Below are 20,743 nucleotides of genomic sequence, written 5' to 3'. Positions count from 1 at the left end.
GGCCCCCGCCGTAACCGATATGCCGACGCTGTCCCACTCTCACTCATGGACCTCGAGACCGCTGAGACGGCCGCGGACCCGGACGAGCTCCGGGATCGACTCCCCCCGGCGCCGGGCGAGTGGACCCGGACCGCCGACACCACCGGCACCGTGGAGTACCGACTGCCGAGCGACGAGAGCCCCTGTACGGCGGCGAAGCTGACCGTCCGCCCAGAGCTGTTCACGGAGCGCGCGGTACGGCTCGACAAGACGGTCGACTGTTCGAGCGTCGGCACGGATCGATTCGACGCGGTCGAGGACGCCGTCGCGGTCGTGGAGCGGGAGCTGGCGCACGTGCTGCGCGGACTCGACGACGCTTCGGAGGGGGAGACGACCGCTCGCGCCGACCCGTAATCGTCGCGCCGGCGGCGACGAGCGGCGGCCGGCCGTGAGCCCCGCCCCGCGGATCCTTTATCTGCTGCCCCGTCGACCACGGCCCGTACATGACGACTCTCGACGACGCGGCGGCGGTGATCACCGGAGCGAGTTCGGGCATCGGCGAGGCGACGGCGCACGCGCTCGCCGAGCGCGGCGCGAACGTCGTTCTCGTGGCGCGGCGACGCGAGGCCCTCGAATCGGTCACGGCGGACGTGCGGTCCGAGCACGGCGTTGAGGCCGTGGTCGCGGCCGGCGACGTGCGCGACGCGGCGACCTCGGCGGCGGCGGTCGAGGCGGCGGTCGAGGAATTCGGCGGCCTCGACGTGGCCGTCGTCAACGCGGGGATCGCCCGCGGGAGCGACGTAGCGACGATGACGGACGAGGAGTACTCCGTGATGCAGGAGACGAACGTGGACGGCGCGTTCTTCCTGACGCGCGAGGCGCTCCCGCACCTCACGGAGAGCGAGGGGAGCCTCGTCGCAGTCGGCAGCTTCGCCGGGGAGTACCCGCGGTCGTTCAACCCCGTGTACGCCGCGACGAAGTGGTGGGTCCGCGGGTTCGCCCACAGCGTCGCGGCGCAGGTCGGCGACGACGGCGTCGCCGTCTCCGTGGTCAACCCCTCGGAGGTCCGGACGGAGTTCGGCAGCGAGGACGGCGAGCCGTTCGAGGAGCGGTTCGAGCCGGGGAGCGTCACCGAGCCGGAAGAGGTGGCGGAGGCGATCGCCTTCGCCGCGTCGCGGCCCGGCTCGACGGCCCAAGAGATCGACCTCTTCCGGCGGGACAAGTTCGCCGACGCGCTGTAGGGCCCGACCTGGCGAGGCCGGTATATCCCGAGAATTCGACCCGGCGGTCGCTTAGCGCTTCCGGAGCGCGGCCCGGTAGTGCGGACCGTCGCCGGAGCCCTCGCGGTCGATCGCGTCCACGACCCAGTCGGTCCCGACGGCGGCCTCGCGGAGTCGGTCCGGCGAGAACAGCCTGAATTGGAGCGTCGGGTCCGTCTCCCCGTCGTACCGGAACCACATGACGCGGTGTGCGAGCCCCGGCGTCGGATCCGCGCGGTACCCGAGGAAGTCCGCCGCCTCGGGGTGGACTGGGTCGTAGCAGTCGACGACCGCCGTCGCGTCGGGCGTCGTGACGAACGCGAGGTCGGCGAGGAAGGCAGAGAGCCCGCGCATCGACCCCGCCAGCCCGATCTGCGTCCCGATCGCGAGCGCCGACGCGAACCGGTCACGCCCGAACGACTCGCGGAGGGCGAACATGTCGCCCTCGCGGGCGTCTTCGACCCCCCGGTCCCGCATCGTCTCGACGAGCGCCGGGCTGTGCTCGACGGCCACCGTCTCGAACCGCTCCTGAAACCGCAGCGCGTGGCGGCCCGCGCCCGCGCCGAGGTCGACCAGCGGGCCGTCCAGCCGGGACGCTAGCCACGACCCCGCCTCGTCGTCGGGGTCGAACTCGGCGAAATAGAACGCCTCGATCGGGTGTTCGCGGACCGTCTCGCCGTCTCCCTGGTAGAGCGGCTCCGTCCGCTCGCCGCGGTGGTGGTCGCGGATCGCGCGTCCGAAGGCGTCGGCCATACGCCGGACTGTCCGCTCACGGTGAAAAGCGGTTCGTGAGATCGTCACACAGTGACGCACCTAGTCGCACGCCGTGTCAGCCGGCGACGGAACCGGACGCGGTCGACCGTTCAGTCGTCGCTCTCGGCCGCCGACCCGCCCGTCGAGTCGGCGACCCGCTTCGTCTCGCTGTCCACGCTGATCCCCTCCCAGTCGTCGTCGGTGTGGAACCCCTCGCGCTCCTTCGCGCCGGGGGCGACGCGCATGAACTCGGCGCGCTCCCGGGCGCGTTCGATCGTGTGCCCGCCGCAGTACGAGAGCCCCGAGCGGATCCCCTGACAGAACTCCTCGGCGACGGTCGCCACCGGCCCCTTGTACGGCGTCAGCGCCTCGACGCCCTCGTCGGCTCCGACGTCTGCGCCCTTGTCGTCCCGGTCCTCCGCGGCGGCGGTCGTCGCCATCCCGCGCGACCGCTTGTACCGCGTGCCGTCGACCTCGACGACCGCGCCCGGGGCCTCCTCGGTCCCGGCGAAGAGGCTCCCGAGCATCACCGTGTCGGCCCCGGCCATCAGCGCCTTCGCCGCGTCGCCGGAGGTGCGGATCCCGCCGTCGGCGCAGACCGTGACGTCAAGGTCCGCGGCCGCGGTCGCACAGTCGTCGACCGCGGTCAGCTGCGGGACGCCGGCCCCGGCGACCTTCCGGGTCGTACAGTGCGAGCCTGGGCCGATGCCGACCTTCACGCAGTCGGCCCCGGCCGCCGCGAGGTCCTCGACGCCCGCCGGCGTGGCGACGTTGCCCGCGACGAGGTCCGTCTCCGGGAACTCCGTCGCGATCTCCTCGACGGCCGCGATCGTCCGGTCGAGGTGCCCGTGCGCGACGTCGACGACGATCGCGTCCACGCCGGCGTCGACCAGTGCGGCGCTGCGAGCGAGGTGGTCCTCGTTGATGCCGACCGCGGCGGCGACCTGCTCGCCGGCCGCGGCCACCCGCTCGACCTGCGCCGACTGCTCGTCGGCGGTGAGGAAGCGGTGGAGAACGCCGAGCCCCCCGGCGCGCGAGAGCTCGATCGCCAGCTCGGCCTCCGTGACGGTGTCCATCGCCGCCGAGACCAGCGGCGTCTCGAGTTCGACGTTCGGCGTGAGCCGCGTCGAGAGGTCCACGTCGCTCCGGCTGTCGACGGGCGACCGCTGCGGGACGAGCAGCACGTCCCCGTAGCTCAGCCCGGTTCGTAGATCGTTCATACCCCTAGCGAGGAGAGAGTCGGACGGGCAAAAGTCTCTCGATACGGCGAGACTCGGGGTTCGCGCCGCTAAGACCCGTCAGTACCCCTGCTCGGCCAGCGCGTCCTCCAGCGCGGCGAGGACGTACTCGACGTTCTTCGGGCGGGCGGAGTGGCCCATACAGCCGATCCGCCAGATGTCGCCCTCCAGGTCGCCGAGGCCGGAGGCGATCTCCAGGTCGTACGCCGCGAGGAGGTGGTCGATGACGGCGGCGTCGTCGACCCCGTCGGGCACCCGGACCGCGTTCACGCTCGGGAGCCAGTACTCGTCGGGCGCGTTCATTTCGAGGCCCAGCTCGCGGAGCCCCGTCTTCAGCTCGCTCGCGACCTCGCGGTGGCGCGCCCACCGCTCTTCGATGCCCTCCTCGGCGACGAGGCGGAGCGCCTCGCGCAGCGCGTACACGTTCGTGATCGGCGCGGTGTGGTGATACGAGCGGTCGTCGCCCCAGTACCCCTCCAACAGGGAGAGGTCGAGGTACCACGAGCGGGCCGGCTCCTCGCGGTCGAGCACCCTGTCCATCGCACGGTCGTTGAGCGTGAGCGGGCTCGCGCCCGGCGGACACGAGAGGCACTTCTGCGGGCCGGAGTAGGCGGCGTCGACGCCCCACTCGTCGACGCGCATCTCCACGCCGCCGAGCGAGGTGACGCAGTCCGCGATCACGAAGGCGTCGTGGGCGTGCGCGATGTCCGTCAGCTCGTCGACGTTCGGCTGGCGGACGCCGGTCGAGGTCTCCGCGTGGACGAAGCCGAACACGTCCGGCTGGTGTTGGTCGAACGCGCGCTCGACGTCGACGGGGTCGAGTGGCTCGCCCCACGGGGCGTCCACCGCGGCGACCTCGCCGCCCGCCCGCTCGGCCATCGACTTCATCCGGCCGCCGAAGTAGCCGTTCGTCGGGACCAGCATCGTGTCGCCCGGCTCGACGAGGTTGCCGATCGCGGCCTCCATCGACGCGGACCCCGTCCCGGACACCGGAATGGTCCACCGGTTGTCGGTCCGGAACGTGTAGCGCAACAGCTCCTGGACCTCGTCCATGATCTCGACGAACGACGGGTCGAGGTGGCCGACGAGCGGCGTGCTCATCGCCTTGAGGACGCGCGGGTGGACGTCGCTCGGACCCGGACCCATCAGCGTCCGGTCCGGCGGCGTCAGCTCGCCGACCTCGGGCGGTCGCTCGTCGACGCCGGGCTCGACGTGGGAGTTCGACATACCTCGGATCCGGAAAGCGACGTGAAAAACCCGACGGAACCGGGAATCTGCGGCGACGGGAGCCGCCCGATCGAACGACGTCGATCCTTCGCCCCCGGTCCGTTCGCGCATCGATCCCGGGCAACTAAGCCGCCCGGACGAGTACACTGACCCATGCCCGGCCCACCGCGTGGCTCGAACTCGGAACGGGACCTCCAGACGGTCCTCGACCGGATGGCGGACGGGTTCTTCGCCCTCGACGCGGACTGGACCGTCACGTACGCCAACGACGCCGGCCGACGGATCCTCCGGTCCGCGATGAGCGACGAGGCCGTCGGCGCGAACGGTGCCGTCGAGGGCCGCCACCTGTGGGACTCGATCCCCGGCTCGGCAGAGACGCAGTTCTACGACGAGTACCACCGCGCCATGGCGACACAAGAACCCGTCTCGTTCGACTCGTACTACGAGCCGCTGGGCACGTGGTTCGACGTGCGCGTGTTCCCCGACGACGACGGGCTCTCCGTGTACCTCAGGGACGTGTCCGAGCGGCGTGAACTGGAGCGGCGACAGCGGGAGAGCCTCAAAGCGATCCAGCAGTTGTACGCGGTCTCGTCTGACCATGACCGCACGTTCGAGGAGAAGGTCGAGGCCATCCTGCGGCTAGGCTGTGAGTACCTGGACGTGCCGAACGGCTTCCTCACCCGGATCGAGGACGGCAAACAACGCGTCGTCGTCTCTCATGCCGACCACCCGTTGCTCCAAGCGGGGGAGACGTGCCCCCTCGACGAGGCGTACTGTAAGCGCACGATCGAACGCGACACGCTGTTGACCGTCGTCGACGCGTCCGACGAGGGATGGGAGAGCGATCCGGCCTACGAGACGTTCGGCCTCGAGACGTACCTCGGCGGACAGGTGGCGGTCGACGGGGAGCAGTACGGCACCCTCTGTTTCGCCGCGACGACCCCTCGCGGGGAGCCGTTCACCGACACCCAACGGACGTTCGTCGAACTGCTGACGCGGTGGGTGAGCTACGAGCTGGAGCGACAGCGCGCCGCCGAGCGGCTCGAACGCGAGCGGAACCGGCTCGACGAGTTCGCGAGCGTCGTGAGCCACGACCTCCAGAACCCCCTCACGACCGCGCGGGGCTGGCTGGACCTCTTGGCCGACGACTGCGACAGCGACCACCTCGACCCGGTCGAGCGGTCACTCTCGCGGATGGAGACGCTCATCGACGACTTGCTGACGCTGGCGCGCGAAGGAGACGCCGTCGACGACCCGCGCCCCGTCGACCTCGTCGCGACCGCGACCGACGCGTGGGAGACGGCCGACACGCGGCGCGGAACTCTCGAGACCGCGGTCGACGGTGGGGAAATCCTCGCCGACGCGGCGCGGCTCCGCCAGCTCCTCGAGAACCTCTTCCGCAACGCCGCGGAACACGGCGGCGAGGACGCGACCGTGACGGTGGGCTCGCTCGCGGACGGCTCCGGGTTCTACGTGGCCGACGACGGACCGGGGATCCCCGAGGACGAGCGTGACCGGGTGTTCGAGACCGGGTACACCACGACTGCCGACGGGACGGGGTTCGGCCTGAACATCGTCGGTGAGATCGTCGACGCGCACGGCTGGGCGATCCGCGTCGTCGAGTCAGAAGACGGGGGCGCTCGCTTCGAGGTCACCGGCGTCGAGTCGGCTTGAGCCGCCCCGAACGACGCGTGCGGCGTCGGCCGCTCGTCTCGGCTCACTCCTCGTCGACGAAGTCGGGCTCCGTGCGCTTCGCGTCGCGCTCCGCCACGAGGTGGTCGACGAACTCGTCGAGGTCGACGTCGCCGCGCTGGTTCTCGAAGCGATCGCGGACCGAGACGGTGCCCGCCTCCTGCTCGTCCTCGCCGACGATGACCATGTACGGGAGCCGGTCGTCGTGGCCCGCGCGGATCTTGCGGCCGACGGTCCAGTCGCGGTCCTCGACCTCGACGCGGAAGCCCGCGTCCTCCAGCTCGTTTTTCACGCGGTGGGCGTAGCCGAGCGTCTCGTCGGAGACGGGGAGGATCCGGACCTGCTCCGGCGCGAGCCACAGCGGGAAGTTGCCGTCGAAGTGCTCGATGAGCACCATGAAGAAGCGCTCGTAGCTCCCGTACAGCGCCCGGTGGATCATCACCGGCTGGTGGTCCTCGTTGTCCTCGCCGGTGTACGTGAGGTCGAACCGGTCGGGCATGTTGAAGTCCAGCTGGACGGTCGGCCCGTCCCAGACGCGCCCGAGCGCGTCCTCGAAGCCGAAGTCGATCTTCGGGCCGTAGAACGCGCCGTCGCCCGGCTCGACGTCGTAGTCGTAGCCCCCCGACTCGAGCACGTCGCGCAGCTGCTCCTCGGCGGACTCCCAGATCTCGTCGCCGCCGACGGACTTGTCGGGCCGGGTCGCGAGGGCCACCTCGACCTCTAGGTCGAGCGTCTCGACGACCTCGAAGATCATCTCGATCACCGACTCGATCTCCTGGCGGATCTGGTCCGGGCGGACGAACAGGTGGCCGTCGTCGATGGTGAACGACCAGACGCGCGAGAGCCCCGACAGCTCGCCGCGCTGTTCTTTCCGATACACCTTCCCGTTCTCAAAGTAGCGCTGGGGCAGGTCGCGGTACGACCAGTTCTGCTGGTCGAAGATGGTCGCGTGGCCCGGGCAGTTCATCGGCTTCAGCCCGTACTCCTCGTCGTTGACGTCGAGGAGGAACATGTCGTCCTTGTAGTTCTCGTAGTGGCCCGACTGCTTCCACAGCTCCGTTCGGAACACATGCGGCGTCTCGACCTCCTCGTACCCGTGGTCGCGGTTGAGCTCGTTCGCGAAGTTGGAGAGCTCGCGCAGCACCGTCTTCCCCGGGGGGTGGTACAGCGGCAGGCCCGGCCCGGTCACCGTCGGGATCGAGAAGAGGTTCATCTCCTGGCCTATCTTCCGGTGGTCGCGCTCCTGGGCCTGCTCGCGCAGTTCGAGGTACTCGTCGAGGTCGGACTCGCTCGCGAACGCGGTGCCGTACACGCGCGTCAGCGTGTCGTTCTCCTCGTCGCCGCGCCAGTAGGCGGCCGACACCTCGAGCAGCGTCGCCGCGCCGATCTCGCCTGTCGACTCGACGTGGGGGCCCTGACAGAGGTCCTGCCAGTCGTCCTGGACGTAGAAGGTGACCTCCTCGCCGTCGGCCTCCTCGTCGAGGATCTGGCGCTTGTACTCGTTGTCGGCGTAGACCTCCTTTGCCTCGTCGCGCGAGCGGACCTCGCGCTCGATGTCGTAGTCGGCGGCGATTATCTCGTCCATCTCGTCCTCGACGGCGGCCAAGTCGTCCTCGTCGACGTCGACGTCGGTCACGTCGTAGTAGAAACCGTCGTCGGTCGGCGGGCCGATCGTCAGCGTCGCCTCCGGGTGGACGCGCTGGAGTGCCTGCGCGAACACGTGGGCCGCGGAGTGGCGCAACACCGTGAGGTACTCGTCAGACTGGTCGGTGACGATCTCGATCCGCGCGCCGTCGTGGACCGCCGCGTGCTTCTCGACGAGTTCGCCGTCGATCTTCCCCGCGACGGTGTCGCGACCGAGCCCGGGGCCGATCTCGAAGGCGACGTCCTCGACTGTCGAGCCCGCCGGAACGGTCAGCTCTGATCCGTCCGGCAGGACGACCGTCACCTCGGCCTCCGCATCGGTCTCGCTCATACTGTGTCGGAGCCGGACGACCGCAATAAGTGTGTTCGATCCGCGCCGCGGCGTGACACGGTCGAGCGAACGTCGTTCGGCGCTCGCCACCCCGCTCGCGGCAAATCACGCCGTCGCCCGGGAGCCCCGGATCGGCGGGGAGCGATGGCAACACACAAATCCCGCGGCAACGTTTGCCGGCCTATGACCGACCATCGGGAGCCCCTGTCGTCCGTGTTGGAGACGGTCGGGGAGACGCCGCTCGTCGACGTCCACGACGCGCCGGACGCGGTGCCGGTGTACGCCAAGCTGGAGTCGTTCAACCCCGGCGCGAGCATCAAGGACCGCATCGGGAAGTACATGCTCGAACGGATGCTGGAGCGCGGCGACGTCCCCGAGGGCGGTACCGTGATCGAGCCGACGGCCGGCAACACCGGGATCGGCCTCGCGGTCGCGGCCAAGCAGCTCGGACTGAACGCGATCTTCGTCGTCCCCGAGCGCTTCTCGGTGGAGAAACAGCAGCTCATGCGCGCGCTCGACGCCGAGGTCGTGAACACCCCGAGCGAGGACGGGATGGGGCTCGCGATCGACCGCGCCCACGAGATCGCCGACGAGCTCGACGACGCCGTCGTCCCGCAGCAGTTCTCCAACCCCCTCAACGTGGAGGCGCACTACGAGACGACGGCGCCGGAGATCGATGAGGCCCTCAACGGCGAGGTCGGCGCGGTCGTCGCCGGCTGCGGCACCGCCGGGACGCTGATGGGAATGGCCCGCTACTTCCGCGAGGCCGACCCGGACACCCACGTCGTCGCGGTCGAGCCCGCCGGGTCCGCGTACCGCGAGCTCCTCGGCGAAGACGTCGAGCACGAGGAGTACAAGACCGAGGGGATCGGCACCCACGACACCGAGCGCAACGAGCTGTTCGACCCGTCCCTGGTCGACGAGATCCAGGCGATAGCCGACCGCGACGTCCACGAAGAGATGGGTCGGCTCGCGGCCGAGGAGGGCCAGCTCGTCGCCTCGTCGGCGGCCGCGAACTCGCTCGCGGCGAAGCGGGTCGCCCGCGACATCCGCGACGGCGAGATCGACGCCCCGCACGACTCGGTCGTCACCGTGTTCTGCGACTCCTCCGAGCGCTACCTCTCGAAGGGGGTCTACCGCTCCTTCGAGGAGTGGGAAGGGTAGTTCGGCAGCGCCGTCCGTCGTCGCCCCCTACCCGCGCAGTCGGCCGTGTTCGACCTTGAGACAGCGGTCCTGGACCACGTCGATCCCGTCCTCTTCGGCGGCGGCGGCCGCCTCGTCGTGGCTGATCCCGAGCTGGAGCCACACCGCGCCGGCGTCGCCGCGCGCCGCGTGCCGCTCGCGGACGGCGTCGACGATCTCCGGGACTTCCTCGCTCGGGCGGAAGACGTCGACGAGGTCGATTGCTTCCTCCACGTCGCCGACCGCGTCGTACGCCGGTTCGCCGAGCACCTCGTCCGCGAACGGGTTCACCGGGATCACGCGGTACCCCTGCCGCTGGAGGTAGCCAGGCACGTCGTGCGCGGCCTTCCCGGGCGTCGTCGAACAGCCGACGACGGCGATCGTCTCCGCGTCGAGCAGGCGGTCGAATCCGGCGTCGTCAGTAATCGGCATGGCCGTCGGTTCGACCGCCACGCGATTAAACGGATCCCCGGTCCTCGCGGGAAGAAAAGCGGTCGCCGGTCGCCGTCTCCCGGTCAGGGGAGCCGGATCTCGGGCTCGCCGTCCTCGGGGACGGTGACGATGCCGTCGAACAGCTGTTTAATCGTGTTCATCGCCTGGTCGTCGTGGGCCGTCGAGTCGATGCTGAACAGCCCCAGTCCGTCGACGCTTTGGACTCTGCCGGTGAACACATGGAGGAACCGGAACACCGTCTGGAGGTCCGAGTACATCAACAGCGTCGACAGCGAGTGGACCATCACGCGGTTCTGCTTGATCCCGCGGTCCCCGAACGCCTGGAGGAACTCGGAGAGCTTAATCCCGATGCCGGTCATGTCCACCGGCGAGGAGGCGTACTTGATCCGGTCGGACTCGCGGGTCTCGCCGCCCTGCTGTTGGGTGACGCAGTCGACGACCGCGACGGGTTTGCCCTCGTAGGGCGTCCGCTTCTCGTAGTCGCGGAGCACCCGGTCGGCACCGTCCTTGGTGGTGACGACGATGGCGCCCTCGTCGCGGTCGGTCCCCGCCGCGAGGACGTCCATCATCATCGACCGCTTCCCGCTCAGCGGGTGGCCGGTCAACAGGATGTTGGTCCCGGGCTCGACCTCGGCGTCGAAATGCGGCGTCAGCTCATACATGGACGCACCTCGGGGACGACGTCGTCGGCGCGAGCCTCTCGTTCGGCCGCGAGGCCGTACGACCAGGGCACATCTACTACCGAAACATGCCCGCTCCGAATAATATTCTTTTTGATCGCCCCTTGCCAGGTATCGATCGCATCGCCGTCCGGTGACGGGCCCGCTCGGGGCCGCGTCTCCCCCGGAATTCGCATCGCACGGGGGGCCAAGTCCGCCGACGTATCACGTCGCCGAATCGATCGAACGCCGTCGGTCGCCGAGAGACCGACGGACGGTGGGACGACGGTTTCGAATCGCGGGACTTAACACCTTCTCGGGAGTATGCGACGGTGAGGGCGCTTAGCTCAGTTTGGACAGAGTGCTTGGCTTCGGACCAAGTTGCCGTGGGTTCAAATCCTGCAGCGCCCATCCACATCTCACGTTCTTCGGTGCGACCTCGATATTCCACCAGATCCGGGAGTCACACCGATCGCCGTCGCGACCCGATACCGTTCTCCGGCCGGACGAGCCGCCTCCTGAACCGTTTAGTACCGTCCCGACGGATCCAGTTCCATGTACGCGCTCGTCGGCGGGACCATCCACACGGCAACGGAGCGGGGAACGATCGACGCGACCGTCGTCATCGACGACGGCGGGATCGTCTCCCTCGACGACGGTGAGCCGCCCGAGCAGGCGACGGTGATCGACGTCTCGGGCCACCACGTCACGCCGGGACTCGTCGACGCGCACAGCCACGCCGGCATGGCCGAGTGGGGCGAACCGGAGGACGGCGACGTCAACGAGGGGACCTCGGCGGTCACGCCGCACGTCAACGCGCTCGACGGGTTCCACCCGCGCGACGAGGAGCTGAAACACGCGTTCCAGAACGGCGTCACCGCCGTCTCGGCGCGGATGGGGTCTGGCAACGTGATCGGCGGGATCATCTGCTCGATGAAGACCCACGGGCTCACCGCCGACGACATGCTGATCCGCGAGGACGGGATGAAGGCCGCGATGGGCGAGAACCCGAAGCGCTTCCACGGCAAGGAGCAGGGCCGCCAGCCCTCGACGCGTCCCGGCGTCGCCGCCACCCTCCGGTCGGCGCTGATGGAGGCCGAGGACTACGTCGACCGGCGCGAGCACGCCCGCAACGAGGGCGATCCGTTCGAGCGCGACCTCGGCATGGAGAACCTCGCGCGCGTCCTCACCGAGGGGCTCCCGCTCCGCGTCCACGCCCACCGCACCGACGACATCATGACCGTCTTCCGGATCGCCGAGGAGTTCGGGATCGAGTCGCTCTCGATCGAACACGCGACCGAGGGCCACCTGATCGCCGAGGAGTTCGCGGAGCGGGACGTGCCCGCGATTGTCGGCCCCTCGCTGTACTCGGGCGCGAAGTACGAACTCCGGAACATCACCTTCGAGACGCCGGCGATCCTCCGCGAGGCGGGCGTGAAGGTCGCGATCCAGACGGACGCGCCCGTGCTCCCCCAACAGCACCTCGACGTCTGCGTCGGGCTCGCGGTCCGCGAGGGCTTCCCCGCGGACGAGGCGCTGGAGGCGGTGACGCGCTATCCGGCCGAGATCCTCGGCATCGACGACAGCGTCGGCACGCTGGAGGTCGGCACGGACGCCGACGTGGCGGTCTGGGACGGCGTCTTCTACGAGAACGACAGCCGGACGCGACACGTGTTCGTCGACGGCGAACACGTGTTCGACCGCGAGCGCGACGTGGTCGACCCCCGCGACGAGTACGACTGGTAGCCGGCGCGTCGGCGACGACGGTCCTCGCCCCGAGCCGACCGAGCGCTCGCCCCGCTATCTTTTAGTCGCCCGTCCGTCTCTCGCGTAGTCGTGCCCATCCGCCGCGCGACCCCTGTCGACGCTCTCTACGCGGAACTCCGCGACTACGACCTCGTCGTGACCCCCGACGCCCCGCTCGCGAGCGCGATCAACCGTCGCCTCGACCGCCCGCACTTCGGGACGTTCGCGACCACGCCGCGGCGCCTCGCGGCGGGTCGACGCGAACGGGCGGAGGACCGCATCGCCTTTCTCGAAGCGATCGAGCGGACGGACCACGACTGGAAGGCGGTCGCGTACGCCGTCGGGAACGTGCTCCAGTGTTGGGAGCACCGCGGCCGCCTCGACGCGGTCCTCGACTACAACGCGTACGTCGACGACGCGACTCGCGACGTCGTCGAGGTCATGCGCTCCCTCCGGACGACGTCGAAGCGGCTCACTGAGTACACGGTCGACGACGGTCGCTCGGTGGCCGTCGTCGGTGCCGATCAGCTGACCGCCTTGGAGCGCAGCGTCCTCCCGGAGACGTGCGATCGGATCGACCTGTTCGCGGACGAGGCGTTCGACCACCCCCCGTTCCACGTGTTCGAGTCGGCGACAGACATCGTCGGCGCGCTGCTCGACGCGGTCACGGCGGAGAACGCCGAGCACGTCGCCGTCGTCCTCGACGGCGGGAGCCGGTACTCCTCGCTCGTCGAGTCCGCGTTCGAGGCGGCCGGAATCCCCTTCTACGGCGGTCCCGGGTTCGCCGACGACCCGCACCACCGGGCGTTCGTCCGGCTCCTCCGGCTCGGATTTCGCGGCACGGAGGCGACCGTCGGCGACGCCGCGCCGGTGCTTGCGCAGATGGGCGTCGACGTACCGCTCGCCGATCGGGAGCGGCGGCTGGACGCCGTCGACCGACCGGAGCTGGCGTGGCTCCGACGGTTCCGCGCCGGGATCGATGAGCGGACGTTCGGGGAGGCGCTCGACGCCTACGCCGCCGAGGCCGGCGTCGAACTGCCGCGCTTCGACGAGGAGCTCCGGCGGTTGGGGCTCGCCGGCGCCCACGTGACGAGCGAGGCGGTCGACCGGCTGGCGTACTACCTCCAGACCTACGAGGTCCCGGTCGACAGGGAGAACGAGGGCGTCCTCCTCGCCGACGCGAAGTCCTCTGCGTACGTCGACCGCCCCGTCGTCTTCCACCTCGGCATGGACGAGGCGTGGACGCACTCGGCCCCCCAGCGGCCGTGGGTCGACACCGAGGCCCAGTTCGAGCGGTACGTCGGTAGCTTCCAACGGCTGCTCCAGAGCGGCGACCGGCAGTACTACCTCGTCCGCGACGCGGCCGGCGGGGAGCCGGTCACGCCCTCCCTGTACTTCGGCGACCTCCTCGACGACGAGTTCGAGCGGTTCAGCGACCTCGACTCGGTCGAGCATCGCCGGCGACACCGCTCGGCGGGGACTGGGCTCGACCGCACGCCGCTCGATGTTGAGCCCCGATCGGACGACACGATCAGCCAGTCGTCCCTGAACAGCTACGTCAACAGCCCGCGGGACTATCTCTTCGGGCGCCTCCTCGACATGCCCGATCAGGAGCGGTTCGTCGAGGGGAACCTCTTCCACGACTTCGCGGAGTTCTATGTGAACCACCCCGATGTCATCGCGGCGGCCGACATCGAGGACCTCGTCGACGCCATGGTCGCGGAGGCCGAGGCGTTCTTTTCTGCCGCCGACGAGACGCTCCGCCGCCGGACGTACCGCATCGGCCTGGACCTGATCGCCGAGTACCTCGACGACGAGGGGCCGGAGTCAGACGACTTCCTTACGCCGGCCTCGGGATGGGGGACCAACTTCTTCGCGGAGTACTTCGACGAGCCGGTCGACTCCCCGCTCACCGAGCGTTGGTTCGAGGACGAGGCCCTCGGGGTGAAGGGGAAGATCGACCTCGTGCGCTCGCCGACCGCGCTGCTCGACTACAAGAGCGGCTCGCAGAAGCGCGCGTCACAGGTCGTCGGCGGCGCGGCGGTCGACCCGCCGGCGGACGCTCCGAACTTCCAGGCCGCGCTGTACCTGACCTACTACCGGACGGTCCGCCCGGACGAGCGGCTGGAGTTCACCTTCTTCCACTTCCTCGAACCGGTGGCGGACGTCGTCGCGGACGACGCCGACCTCGACGACGCGCTCACGACGGTCACCTACCACCCGGTCGCGTTCAGCGAGTACGTCGGCTCGCGCGAGGCCTACGAGCGGCTGTTGGACGGATACAACGACTGCCGGGAGACCTTTGAGGACCTCGGCTACGCCGCCTACGAGGAACTCATGACCTCGCTGTCGTTCCCCGACACGACCGACAAAGGGGAGCTGCGCGCCTCCGAGTTCGCCGAGCGGTTCACCGCCACGGTCGACGCCCGCACGTCGTCAGACGTCGACGCCGAAAAGGGCGCAGATCAGGCGATCCGGGAGCTCAACGGCCTCCGCAGGCGGGCGTTCTTCCGCGAGGACTTGGACGCCTTCGAGGCGTTCGTCGACGAGCGCCTCGACGAACTGAACGCGCGGCGGGCGGGCAAGGAGCGGTTCCCGGTCGACGGACTCGCCGGCGAACCGAACTACCGGCGCGTGGACAACCGCGACCTGCTTCTGGAGGGCGACCGATGACGGAGCCGACGCCGAACGACGCCCAACGAGCACTCATCGAGAGCACCGAGGGGACGTACCTCGTCGACGCCGGCCCCGGCACCGGGAAGACGTTCGCGATCACCCGTCGCTACGGGCGGATCGTCGACCGACCCGGCGTCGACCCGGATGACGTGCTGCTGGCGACGTTCACGCGGAGCGCCGCGACCGAGATGAAAGAGCGCGTCGTCGACCACAGCGAGTACAGCGTGCGCGAACTGGCCGACGCTCCGATCCGAACGTTCCACTCGCACTGCCATGAGCTCCTCCGAGAACACGGATACGCCGCGCCGACGCACCTCGGTCTCGACGAGCGGATCACGGGGTCGACCCGGATCGTCGACGACGACCTCGTCGAGGCCGAGCGCTTCCGCGAGTTCTTTGGCGGGTTCCGCGATGACCACCCTGAACACGCCGCGTTCTACCGGGCGCTCCCGGGGCCGGGCGAGCTGCTCGACCTGATCGACGAGCTCGCGTCGAAGGGGATCTTCCCCACGAGCGACGGCTGGTATCGGGACGGGGAGTCACACCTCGACGGCGACTTCGCGGCGTTCGCGGAGCGCTTCGACGCCGCGAATCGACCGCGGAACGACGGGCGGAAGCAGTCCCCGCTGCGGGAGGACCTGAGTCGCTTCGGCCGCGGGAAGACGTACCTCCCGGACGCGCCCTCGAAGTCGGAGCTCCGCGGCGGCCGCGGGACGAAGCGGCTCGACGACGACGTGGCGCGCGACGTCTTTCGCGAGGACCGCGAGGATCTCAAGGCGTTCGTGCACGACGTCTACGTCGAGTACCTCCGGTTCGCCCTCCGGCGCAACTACCTCTCGTTCAGCTTCCTCCAGCTGTTCGCGTTCGTCCTCCTCTGCGAGGACGAGCGCGCCCGCGAGGCGGCGCAGTTGGAGTACGTGATGGTCGACGAGTTCCAGGACACGAGCGAGATCCAGTTCAAGCTCGCACTGCTGCTGTCGGCGGAGATCAACCTCTGCGTCGTCGGCGACTGGAAGCAGAGCATCTACTCGTTCCAGTACGCGGACGTGCGCAACATCTTGGAGTTCGAGGACCGGCTCGAGCGGTTCGCCGCGGACCTCAACGCCGACGCCGACCGCACCGCCGTCGACGCCGCCGACCCGACGCGGATCGAACTGCGGGAGAACTACCGGTCGACCGCGTCGATCATCGAGCTCTCTGAGCTGGCGATCGAGACGCCGGCGACGAGCGGCGAGACGGTCGACGCGCCCCTCGACGACGTCGTCGGACTCTCCTCGAACGCCGCCTTCGACAACACGGTCGTCGAGGGCGTCGCGCACGATGACGAACACGAGGCGGTCCTCGCGAAGGTTCAGGAGATCGTCGGCAACGACGAGTACGCCGTCGAGGGCGCGGACGGCGAGCCGCGCCCGCCGGAGCACGGGGACGTCGCGGTGTTCACGCGGACGCGGGAGTGGGGCCGCGACCTCCTCGCCGTCGCGGACGAGTACGACTTCCCGATGGCCTACGACGGCGGGGTCGAGCTGTTCCGGACCGACTCGGCGAAGCTGCTGCTCGCGTGGCTCCGGGTCCTCGAGTCGGACGCCGACCGCGGGTGGGCGGTGATCCTCGAGGAGATCGGGTACGCGTTCGACGAGATCGACCACGTGCTGGAGACGGCGTCGTACCCGGCCGACGCGGTCGCGTTCCGCGACGAACTCCGCGACCTGGCCTCTGTCGGCGCGGTCGCGCGCCGCGTCCTCGACCGCTACGGGTTCGCCGGCGACACCGCCGATGCCCTCCTCCACGCGGTCCAGTCGGTCCACGACGCCACGACGGCGACGCGGGGAGACCTGATCCGGCTCATCGAGCGCGGGATCGAGGCCGGCACCACCGTCGACGTCAGCGCGACCGCGGGCGACGACGCGGTGACCGTCCAGACGATCCACGCGGCGAAGGGACTGGAGTATCCGATCGTCGTGATGGCGAACATGAACGAGGGGCGCTTCCCGCCGCGGACGGGCGGGTCGAGCGTCTTCGAGTATCAGGACCCGGTCGGCCTCCGGCAGCGGAAGCTGTACTCGGAGGCGGGGACCCACCCGCACGTCTACGACAACTGGCGGCACGACGTGATCCGGCGCTGTCTGCCCCGCGCGTACGACGAGGAGCGCCGGCTGCTCTACGTCGCGATCACGCGCGCCGAGAGCCACGTCGTGTTCGCCGCCGGCGAGGACCCGAACGCGTTCCTCGACGGGCTCCCGGTCGCCGTCGAGGAGATCGACCCGGACGTCGAGCCGTTCGACCGCGACGAGCCGGCCGACGCCGAGCGGCCGTTCGCGGTGACGGCGCCGGACGGACCGGTCGGCCACACCCCGCACTCGCTGATGGACCAGACGGTGTTCGAAGAGACCGGCGAGCGGCGGGAAGCCGGTCCCGAGGTCGGAGCCGCCTCCGAGGACGAGGCCGAGGCCCGGGGGATGGCGTTCGGCACTCAGGTCCACGACTTCGCGGAGGCGTACGCGCTCGGCGACGACGTGACGCCGTCGAACGACCACGAGCGACGGGTCGTCTCGTTCCTCGACGGACTCTCCGGCGAGCTCCACGTCGAGGAGCCGGTCACGCTCCCGGTCGAGGTCGACGGCCGCCGCGTCACCGTCTCGGGGATCGCGGACCTCGTCCGCGTGACCGACGACCGGGTCGACGTCGTCGACTACAAGACGGACTCCACGCGGCGCGCAGAGCCCGAGTACCGGAAACAGCTCAGCGTCTACTACCACGTCCTCGACGAGTGGTTCGGTGACAGGGAAGTCCGGACGAGCCTGTTCTATACGAGCGACGGGTCGCGCGAACCGATCGAGCCGCTCGGTCTCGACGGGCTGCGCTCGCTCGTCCGCGCGGCCGACGCGGCGTCCAACTGACGCCCGCCACGCCCCGGCGCGCGGTTCAGCGCGAAGAGTAGCTGACGTGTCGGTGGTTCGGGTCCGCGCGCATGTCCACGTGGCCGCAGTTGGCGCACCGCCAGACGTACGCGCCGAGCTTCGCGGCGGCGTCCCCGCCGTCGACCGACTCGCTCCAGTCTTGCCCGCACTGGGCGCACTCGTCCGGCCGGTACTTGCTCTCCGTCGACTGCTCCGCGTCCACGTCGGCGACGTCGGAGACCGCGATCGACTCCGCGACGGCGCGGACGTCCGCGTCGCTCATCCGCGGGCGCAGCCCGTTCAGGTACTCCTGGAGGCGCTCGGCTCGGTCCACGAGGCGCTCGTACCGCTCCTCGTCGGCCGGGTCGTCGCTCGCCCGCCACTCGTACGTCGATATCAGCGCCGTGGTGCGGTAGTACCTGTCGAGCAGGAGGTGGTAGTTCGCCCGGCACGACAGCGTCTCGACGCACGACGCCAGGTCCGCCTCGAACACCGGGCGCTCGAGCTCGCGGTCGTATCCCGCGACCGGGTCGCCGCTCGACCGGTCTCGGATCCCGAGCACGCGGCAGTGGGCCGCCTCCGACGCGACCCGGTCCAGGATCGGGTCCCGCGCGCCGTCGCCGAACGAGTCGTCCAGCACGAGCACCGCCACCCCGGCGTCGAACGCCTCGGCGAACTGCGCGGCCGTCAGCGCCCGCCGGTCGTCGTACCCCTCGAGCCAGAGCCCGTAGAGGTCGGCTCGCGTCCTGTTCGCCTCGCAGACGACGACCGCCGACAGCGGGAGCTCCACGGTGGTCACCCACCGACCCGAGCGCGACCGGCTCGTGGTCCGGGCATGTTACTCGTCCCGACTCCCGAGCGGGGCCGACGAGCCCCGCATCGACTCGGAGAGGCGACGCGGTTCGACCGAGAACGAGTGGACGGTCGCGAGGTCCTCGACGAGCGACACGGCCGTCTCCACGGACGCCGCCGCCCGACGGAGCTCCTCGTCCGGCTCGTCGTCGGTCGCGGCGTTCAGGCGGTCTCTCGCCTCACGGAGCGGTGCCCCGAGGTCGTCGGCGAGCACCTCGCCGAACTCCGTCAGGTGTCGCTCGATCTCCTGTTCGTGCTCCTTCGACTCGGTCACGTCCTGAACGAAGCTGACGGCGTGAGTCGCCTCGTCGTCGCCGCCGACGACCGGGGCGACGGCGATACGCCCCCAGAACGGGGTGCCGTCGGCCCGGTGGAGCACGAGCGTCTCCGAGCCGCGGTCGCCCGCCTCGATCGCCGACGCTAACGTCTCGACGCGGTCTGGGTCGGTGTCCTCGCCGCCGAGCGCCGACACCCCCTCGCCGGCGATCGAGTCGCCGTCGTACCCGGTGATCGCCTCGAACGCGTCGTTCACGTAGGAGATCGGGTTCCCCGGGTCCGTCGTCTCGTGGATCGCGATCCCGACCGGCGCGGTCTCGACGGCGCGGTTCTTGAGCCGGAGCTTCCGCTCCCGTCGCTTCCGCACGGTGACGTCGGTCGCGATCCCGACGACGCGCGTCAGCTCGCCGTCCTCGTAGACCCCCGACGACTTGTCGTGGATCCACCGGACCTCCCCGTCCGGGTGGACCACCCGATACGTCTCGTCGTACGCGTCCGGGTCCGCTTGCTGCCGCTCCAAGGCCGCCTCGACGCGGTCGTCGGGGTGGACCGCCCGGACGAACGACATCGGATCGTCGTCGAGCGTCTCCGGATGGGTCCCCCAGACGTCCTCGTAGGCGTCGGTGATGAAGTCCATCGACTCCTTGCCCGGCGTGGATATCCAGATGACCTCCTCCGCGTTCGCCTGAATCTGGTCGAGCATCACGGCGCGCTCCTCGCGCTCCGTCACGTCGAGCGCGAGCCCGACCACCCGGGCGACGCTCCCCGCCTCGTCCAGCGCCGGTCGCAGCCACACCTCGAAGGTCGAGTCGGACACGTCGACGAGGTCGCGAGCGGACTCGCCGTCGAGGGCGGCCTCGATCGCCCGGCGCATCCCGGGCTGGTCGGCGAACGTTTCCTCGACGGCGTCTCCGGACGAGATTCCGTCCCCGAGTCGCCGACCGAGCGTCTCGCCGCGGACGGTCGACACCGTCCCTTCCGGCCCGACCTCGAACAGCGTCAGCGGCGCGGCGTCGGTGATCGTCTCGACGGCCTGCCGGAGCCGCACCAGCCGGTCCTCGCGCTCCCGGCGCTGGGTCAGGTCGCGGCCGATGCCGACGATCCCCCGCGGGGACCCGTCTCCGTCGGTCACGAGCGCCCCCGTGTACTCCACGGGGGTCGTCTCCCCGTCCTTCGCGACGAGCTCCGCCTCGACGGTCGCGCTGCCGGTCTCGAAGACGGTCTCGATCGCCTCGGCGACGCGGTCCCTGTCGGCGCCGGCGAAGAGGTCCAGCGCGGGCATCCCCTCCAGCTCCCCGTCGTCGTACCCAGTCGACTCGCGGAAGCGGTCGTTCCACCGCTCGAGCGCGCCGTCCGCGTCGAGCGCGTAGAAGGAGTCGTCGATGGCGTCGAGGAGTCGCTCCGTCGACTCCGCGCCGAGCGACGCGTCGGCGGGCGACGCCGCGACCCCGTCCATCCGGCGGGCGAGCAGCGCCGTCTCGTCGACGCCGTCCCGCCGAACGAACACGTCGGCCGCGCCGGCCGCGAGCGCGTCGTCGACGGCGTCGGCCTCTCGGACGACCGCGAGCGCCGGCACGTCCGGGAGCGCCTCCCGGACCGCGACGAGCGGCCCGACGCCGGACTCGGGAGACAGCTCGCAGACGACCAGTCGCGCGCCGGTCGCGTCCGCGACGGCGGCCTCCGTCGGGGCCTCGTCGAACGACGCGACCCGCTGGGATCCCCCGACGACCGTCGAGGCCGCGGCCGCCTCGCGGACCCAGTCCGCGTCGGTGCCGACGTGGATCGCTCGGTCCCGACCGTTCGGTCGATTCATACCGGTCAGAATCGGGTGACTGATAAAAACGCACGCCGCAAATTATCAGGACTAAGTCCCGCTCCG

The 20,743-nt window shown here is 70.2% G+C and carries 15 protein-coding genes and 1 tRNA gene; 8 read left to right on the top strand and 8 right to left on the bottom strand.

Annotation, left to right across the window (positions count from 1 at the left end; all coding sequences use genetic code 11):
- Positions 1-45: 45 nt before the first annotated feature.
- Together ABNG04_RS10400 and ABNG04_RS10395 are read left to right on the top strand one after the other, a co-directional pair.
- Positions 46-393, top strand: coding sequence for a hypothetical protein (locus ABNG04_RS10400; RefSeq protein WP_371162353.1), 348 nt, complete (start codon positions 46-48; stop codon positions 391-393).
- Between the two features lie 89 nt (positions 394-482).
- Complete coding sequence (locus ABNG04_RS10395) at positions 483-1,220, top strand: SDR family oxidoreductase (RefSeq protein WP_371162352.1); 738 nt, start codon at positions 483-485, stop codon at positions 1,218-1,220.
- A 51-nt stretch (positions 1,221-1,271) separates the two neighbouring features.
- Here the strand turns inward: ABNG04_RS10395 and ABNG04_RS10390 are convergent, their stop codons facing one another.
- The 3 genes from ABNG04_RS10390 to ABNG04_RS10380 form a co-directional block, all read right to left on the bottom strand.
- Positions 1,272-1,991: a class I SAM-dependent methyltransferase gene (locus ABNG04_RS10390; protein ID WP_371162351.1), complete on the bottom strand. Its 720-nt coding sequence runs from the start codon at positions 1,989-1,991 to the stop codon at positions 1,272-1,274.
- A 110-nt stretch (positions 1,992-2,101) separates the two neighbouring features.
- The gene (locus tag ABNG04_RS10385; protein ID WP_371162350.1) at positions 2,102-3,211 is read right to left on the bottom strand and encodes a guanosine monophosphate reductase; all 1,110 of its coding nucleotides are present in this window, start codon (positions 3,209-3,211) and stop codon (positions 2,102-2,104) included.
- Positions 3,212-3,289: 78 nt separating this feature from the next.
- Entirely contained in the window at positions 3,290-4,456 is a 1,167-nt protein-coding gene (locus tag ABNG04_RS10380) for a pyridoxal-phosphate-dependent aminotransferase family protein (protein WP_371162349.1), read from the bottom strand.
- Positions 4,457-4,609: 153 nt separating this feature from the next.
- Here ABNG04_RS10380 and ABNG04_RS10375 point away from each other — a divergent pair, with 153 nt between their 5' ends.
- Positions 4,610-6,130 (top strand): PAS domain-containing sensor histidine kinase, encoded by a 1,521-nt coding sequence (locus ABNG04_RS10375; RefSeq protein WP_371162348.1) that lies wholly within the window; start codon positions 4,610-4,612, stop codon positions 6,128-6,130.
- Between the two features lie 43 nt (positions 6,131-6,173).
- On the opposite strand, the gene thrS is transcribed toward ABNG04_RS10375, so the two are convergent.
- On the bottom strand, positions 6,174-8,123 hold the full coding sequence (gene thrS, locus ABNG04_RS10370; protein ID WP_371162347.1) for a threonine--tRNA ligase: 1,950 nt from the start codon (positions 8,121-8,123) through the stop codon (positions 6,174-6,176).
- Positions 8,124-8,306: 183 nt separating this feature from the next.
- Here thrS and ABNG04_RS10365 point away from each other — a divergent pair, with 183 nt between their 5' ends.
- Entirely contained in the window at positions 8,307-9,287 is a 981-nt protein-coding gene (locus ABNG04_RS10365) for a PLP-dependent cysteine synthase family protein (RefSeq protein WP_371162346.1), read from the top strand.
- Positions 9,288-9,314: 27 nt separating this feature from the next.
- On the opposite strand, the gene ABNG04_RS10360 is transcribed toward ABNG04_RS10365, so the two are convergent.
- Positions 9,315-9,737 (bottom strand): CoA-binding protein, encoded by a 423-nt coding sequence (locus tag ABNG04_RS10360; RefSeq protein ID WP_371162345.1) that lies wholly within the window; start codon positions 9,735-9,737, stop codon positions 9,315-9,317.
- Positions 9,738-9,820: 83 nt separating this feature from the next.
- Positions 9,821-10,420 carry an RAD55 family ATPase gene (locus ABNG04_RS10355; RefSeq protein WP_371162344.1) on the bottom strand — a complete coding sequence of 200 codons (600 nt, stop codon included), beginning with the start codon at positions 10,418-10,420 and terminating at the stop codon, positions 9,821-9,823.
- A 333-nt stretch (positions 10,421-10,753) separates the two neighbouring features.
- Between ABNG04_RS10355 and ABNG04_RS10350 the strand changes: the two genes are divergently transcribed.
- From ABNG04_RS10350 to ABNG04_RS10335, 4 genes are all read left to right on the top strand, one after another.
- Positions 10,754-10,828 (top strand) — tRNA-Arg (locus tag ABNG04_RS10350).
- A 144-nt stretch (positions 10,829-10,972) separates the two neighbouring features.
- Positions 10,973-12,163: an amidohydrolase family protein gene (locus ABNG04_RS10345; RefSeq protein WP_371162343.1), complete on the top strand. Its 1,191-nt coding sequence runs from the start codon at positions 10,973-10,975 to the stop codon at positions 12,161-12,163.
- A gap of 90 nt (positions 12,164-12,253) precedes the next feature.
- On the top strand, positions 12,254-14,836 hold the full coding sequence (locus tag ABNG04_RS10340; protein WP_371162342.1) for a PD-(D/E)XK nuclease family protein: 2,583 nt from the start codon (positions 12,254-12,256) through the stop codon (positions 14,834-14,836).
- The gene (locus ABNG04_RS10335; protein ID WP_371162341.1) at positions 14,833-17,736 is read left to right on the top strand and encodes a UvrD-helicase domain-containing protein; all 2,904 of its coding nucleotides are present in this window, start codon (positions 14,833-14,835) and stop codon (positions 17,734-17,736) included. The genes ABNG04_RS10340 and ABNG04_RS10335 overlap by 4 nt, the downstream gene beginning before the upstream one ends.
- Before the next feature lie 25 nt (positions 17,737-17,761).
- Here the strand turns inward: ABNG04_RS10335 and ABNG04_RS10330 are convergent, their stop codons facing one another.
- Both ABNG04_RS10330 and ABNG04_RS10325 read right to left on the bottom strand, forming a co-directional pair.
- On the bottom strand, positions 17,762-18,526 hold the full coding sequence (locus tag ABNG04_RS10330; RefSeq protein WP_371162340.1) for a response regulator receiver protein: 765 nt from the start codon (positions 18,524-18,526) through the stop codon (positions 17,762-17,764).
- A 48-nt stretch (positions 18,527-18,574) separates the two neighbouring features.
- Complete coding sequence (locus tag ABNG04_RS10325; protein WP_371162339.1) at positions 18,575-20,677, bottom strand: PAS domain-containing protein; 2,103 nt, start codon at positions 20,675-20,677, stop codon at positions 18,575-18,577.
- Positions 20,678-20,743: the final 66 nt, after the last annotated feature.

The organism is Halorubrum miltondacostae, assembly GCF_041379815.1.
GTDB classification, from domain to species: domain Archaea; phylum Halobacteriota; class Halobacteria; order Halobacteriales; family Haloferacaceae; genus Halorubrum; species Halorubrum miltondacostae.
The sequence above is the reverse complement of the archived record's forward strand: the minus strand, read 5'-3'. Positions and strand labels throughout refer to the sequence as shown.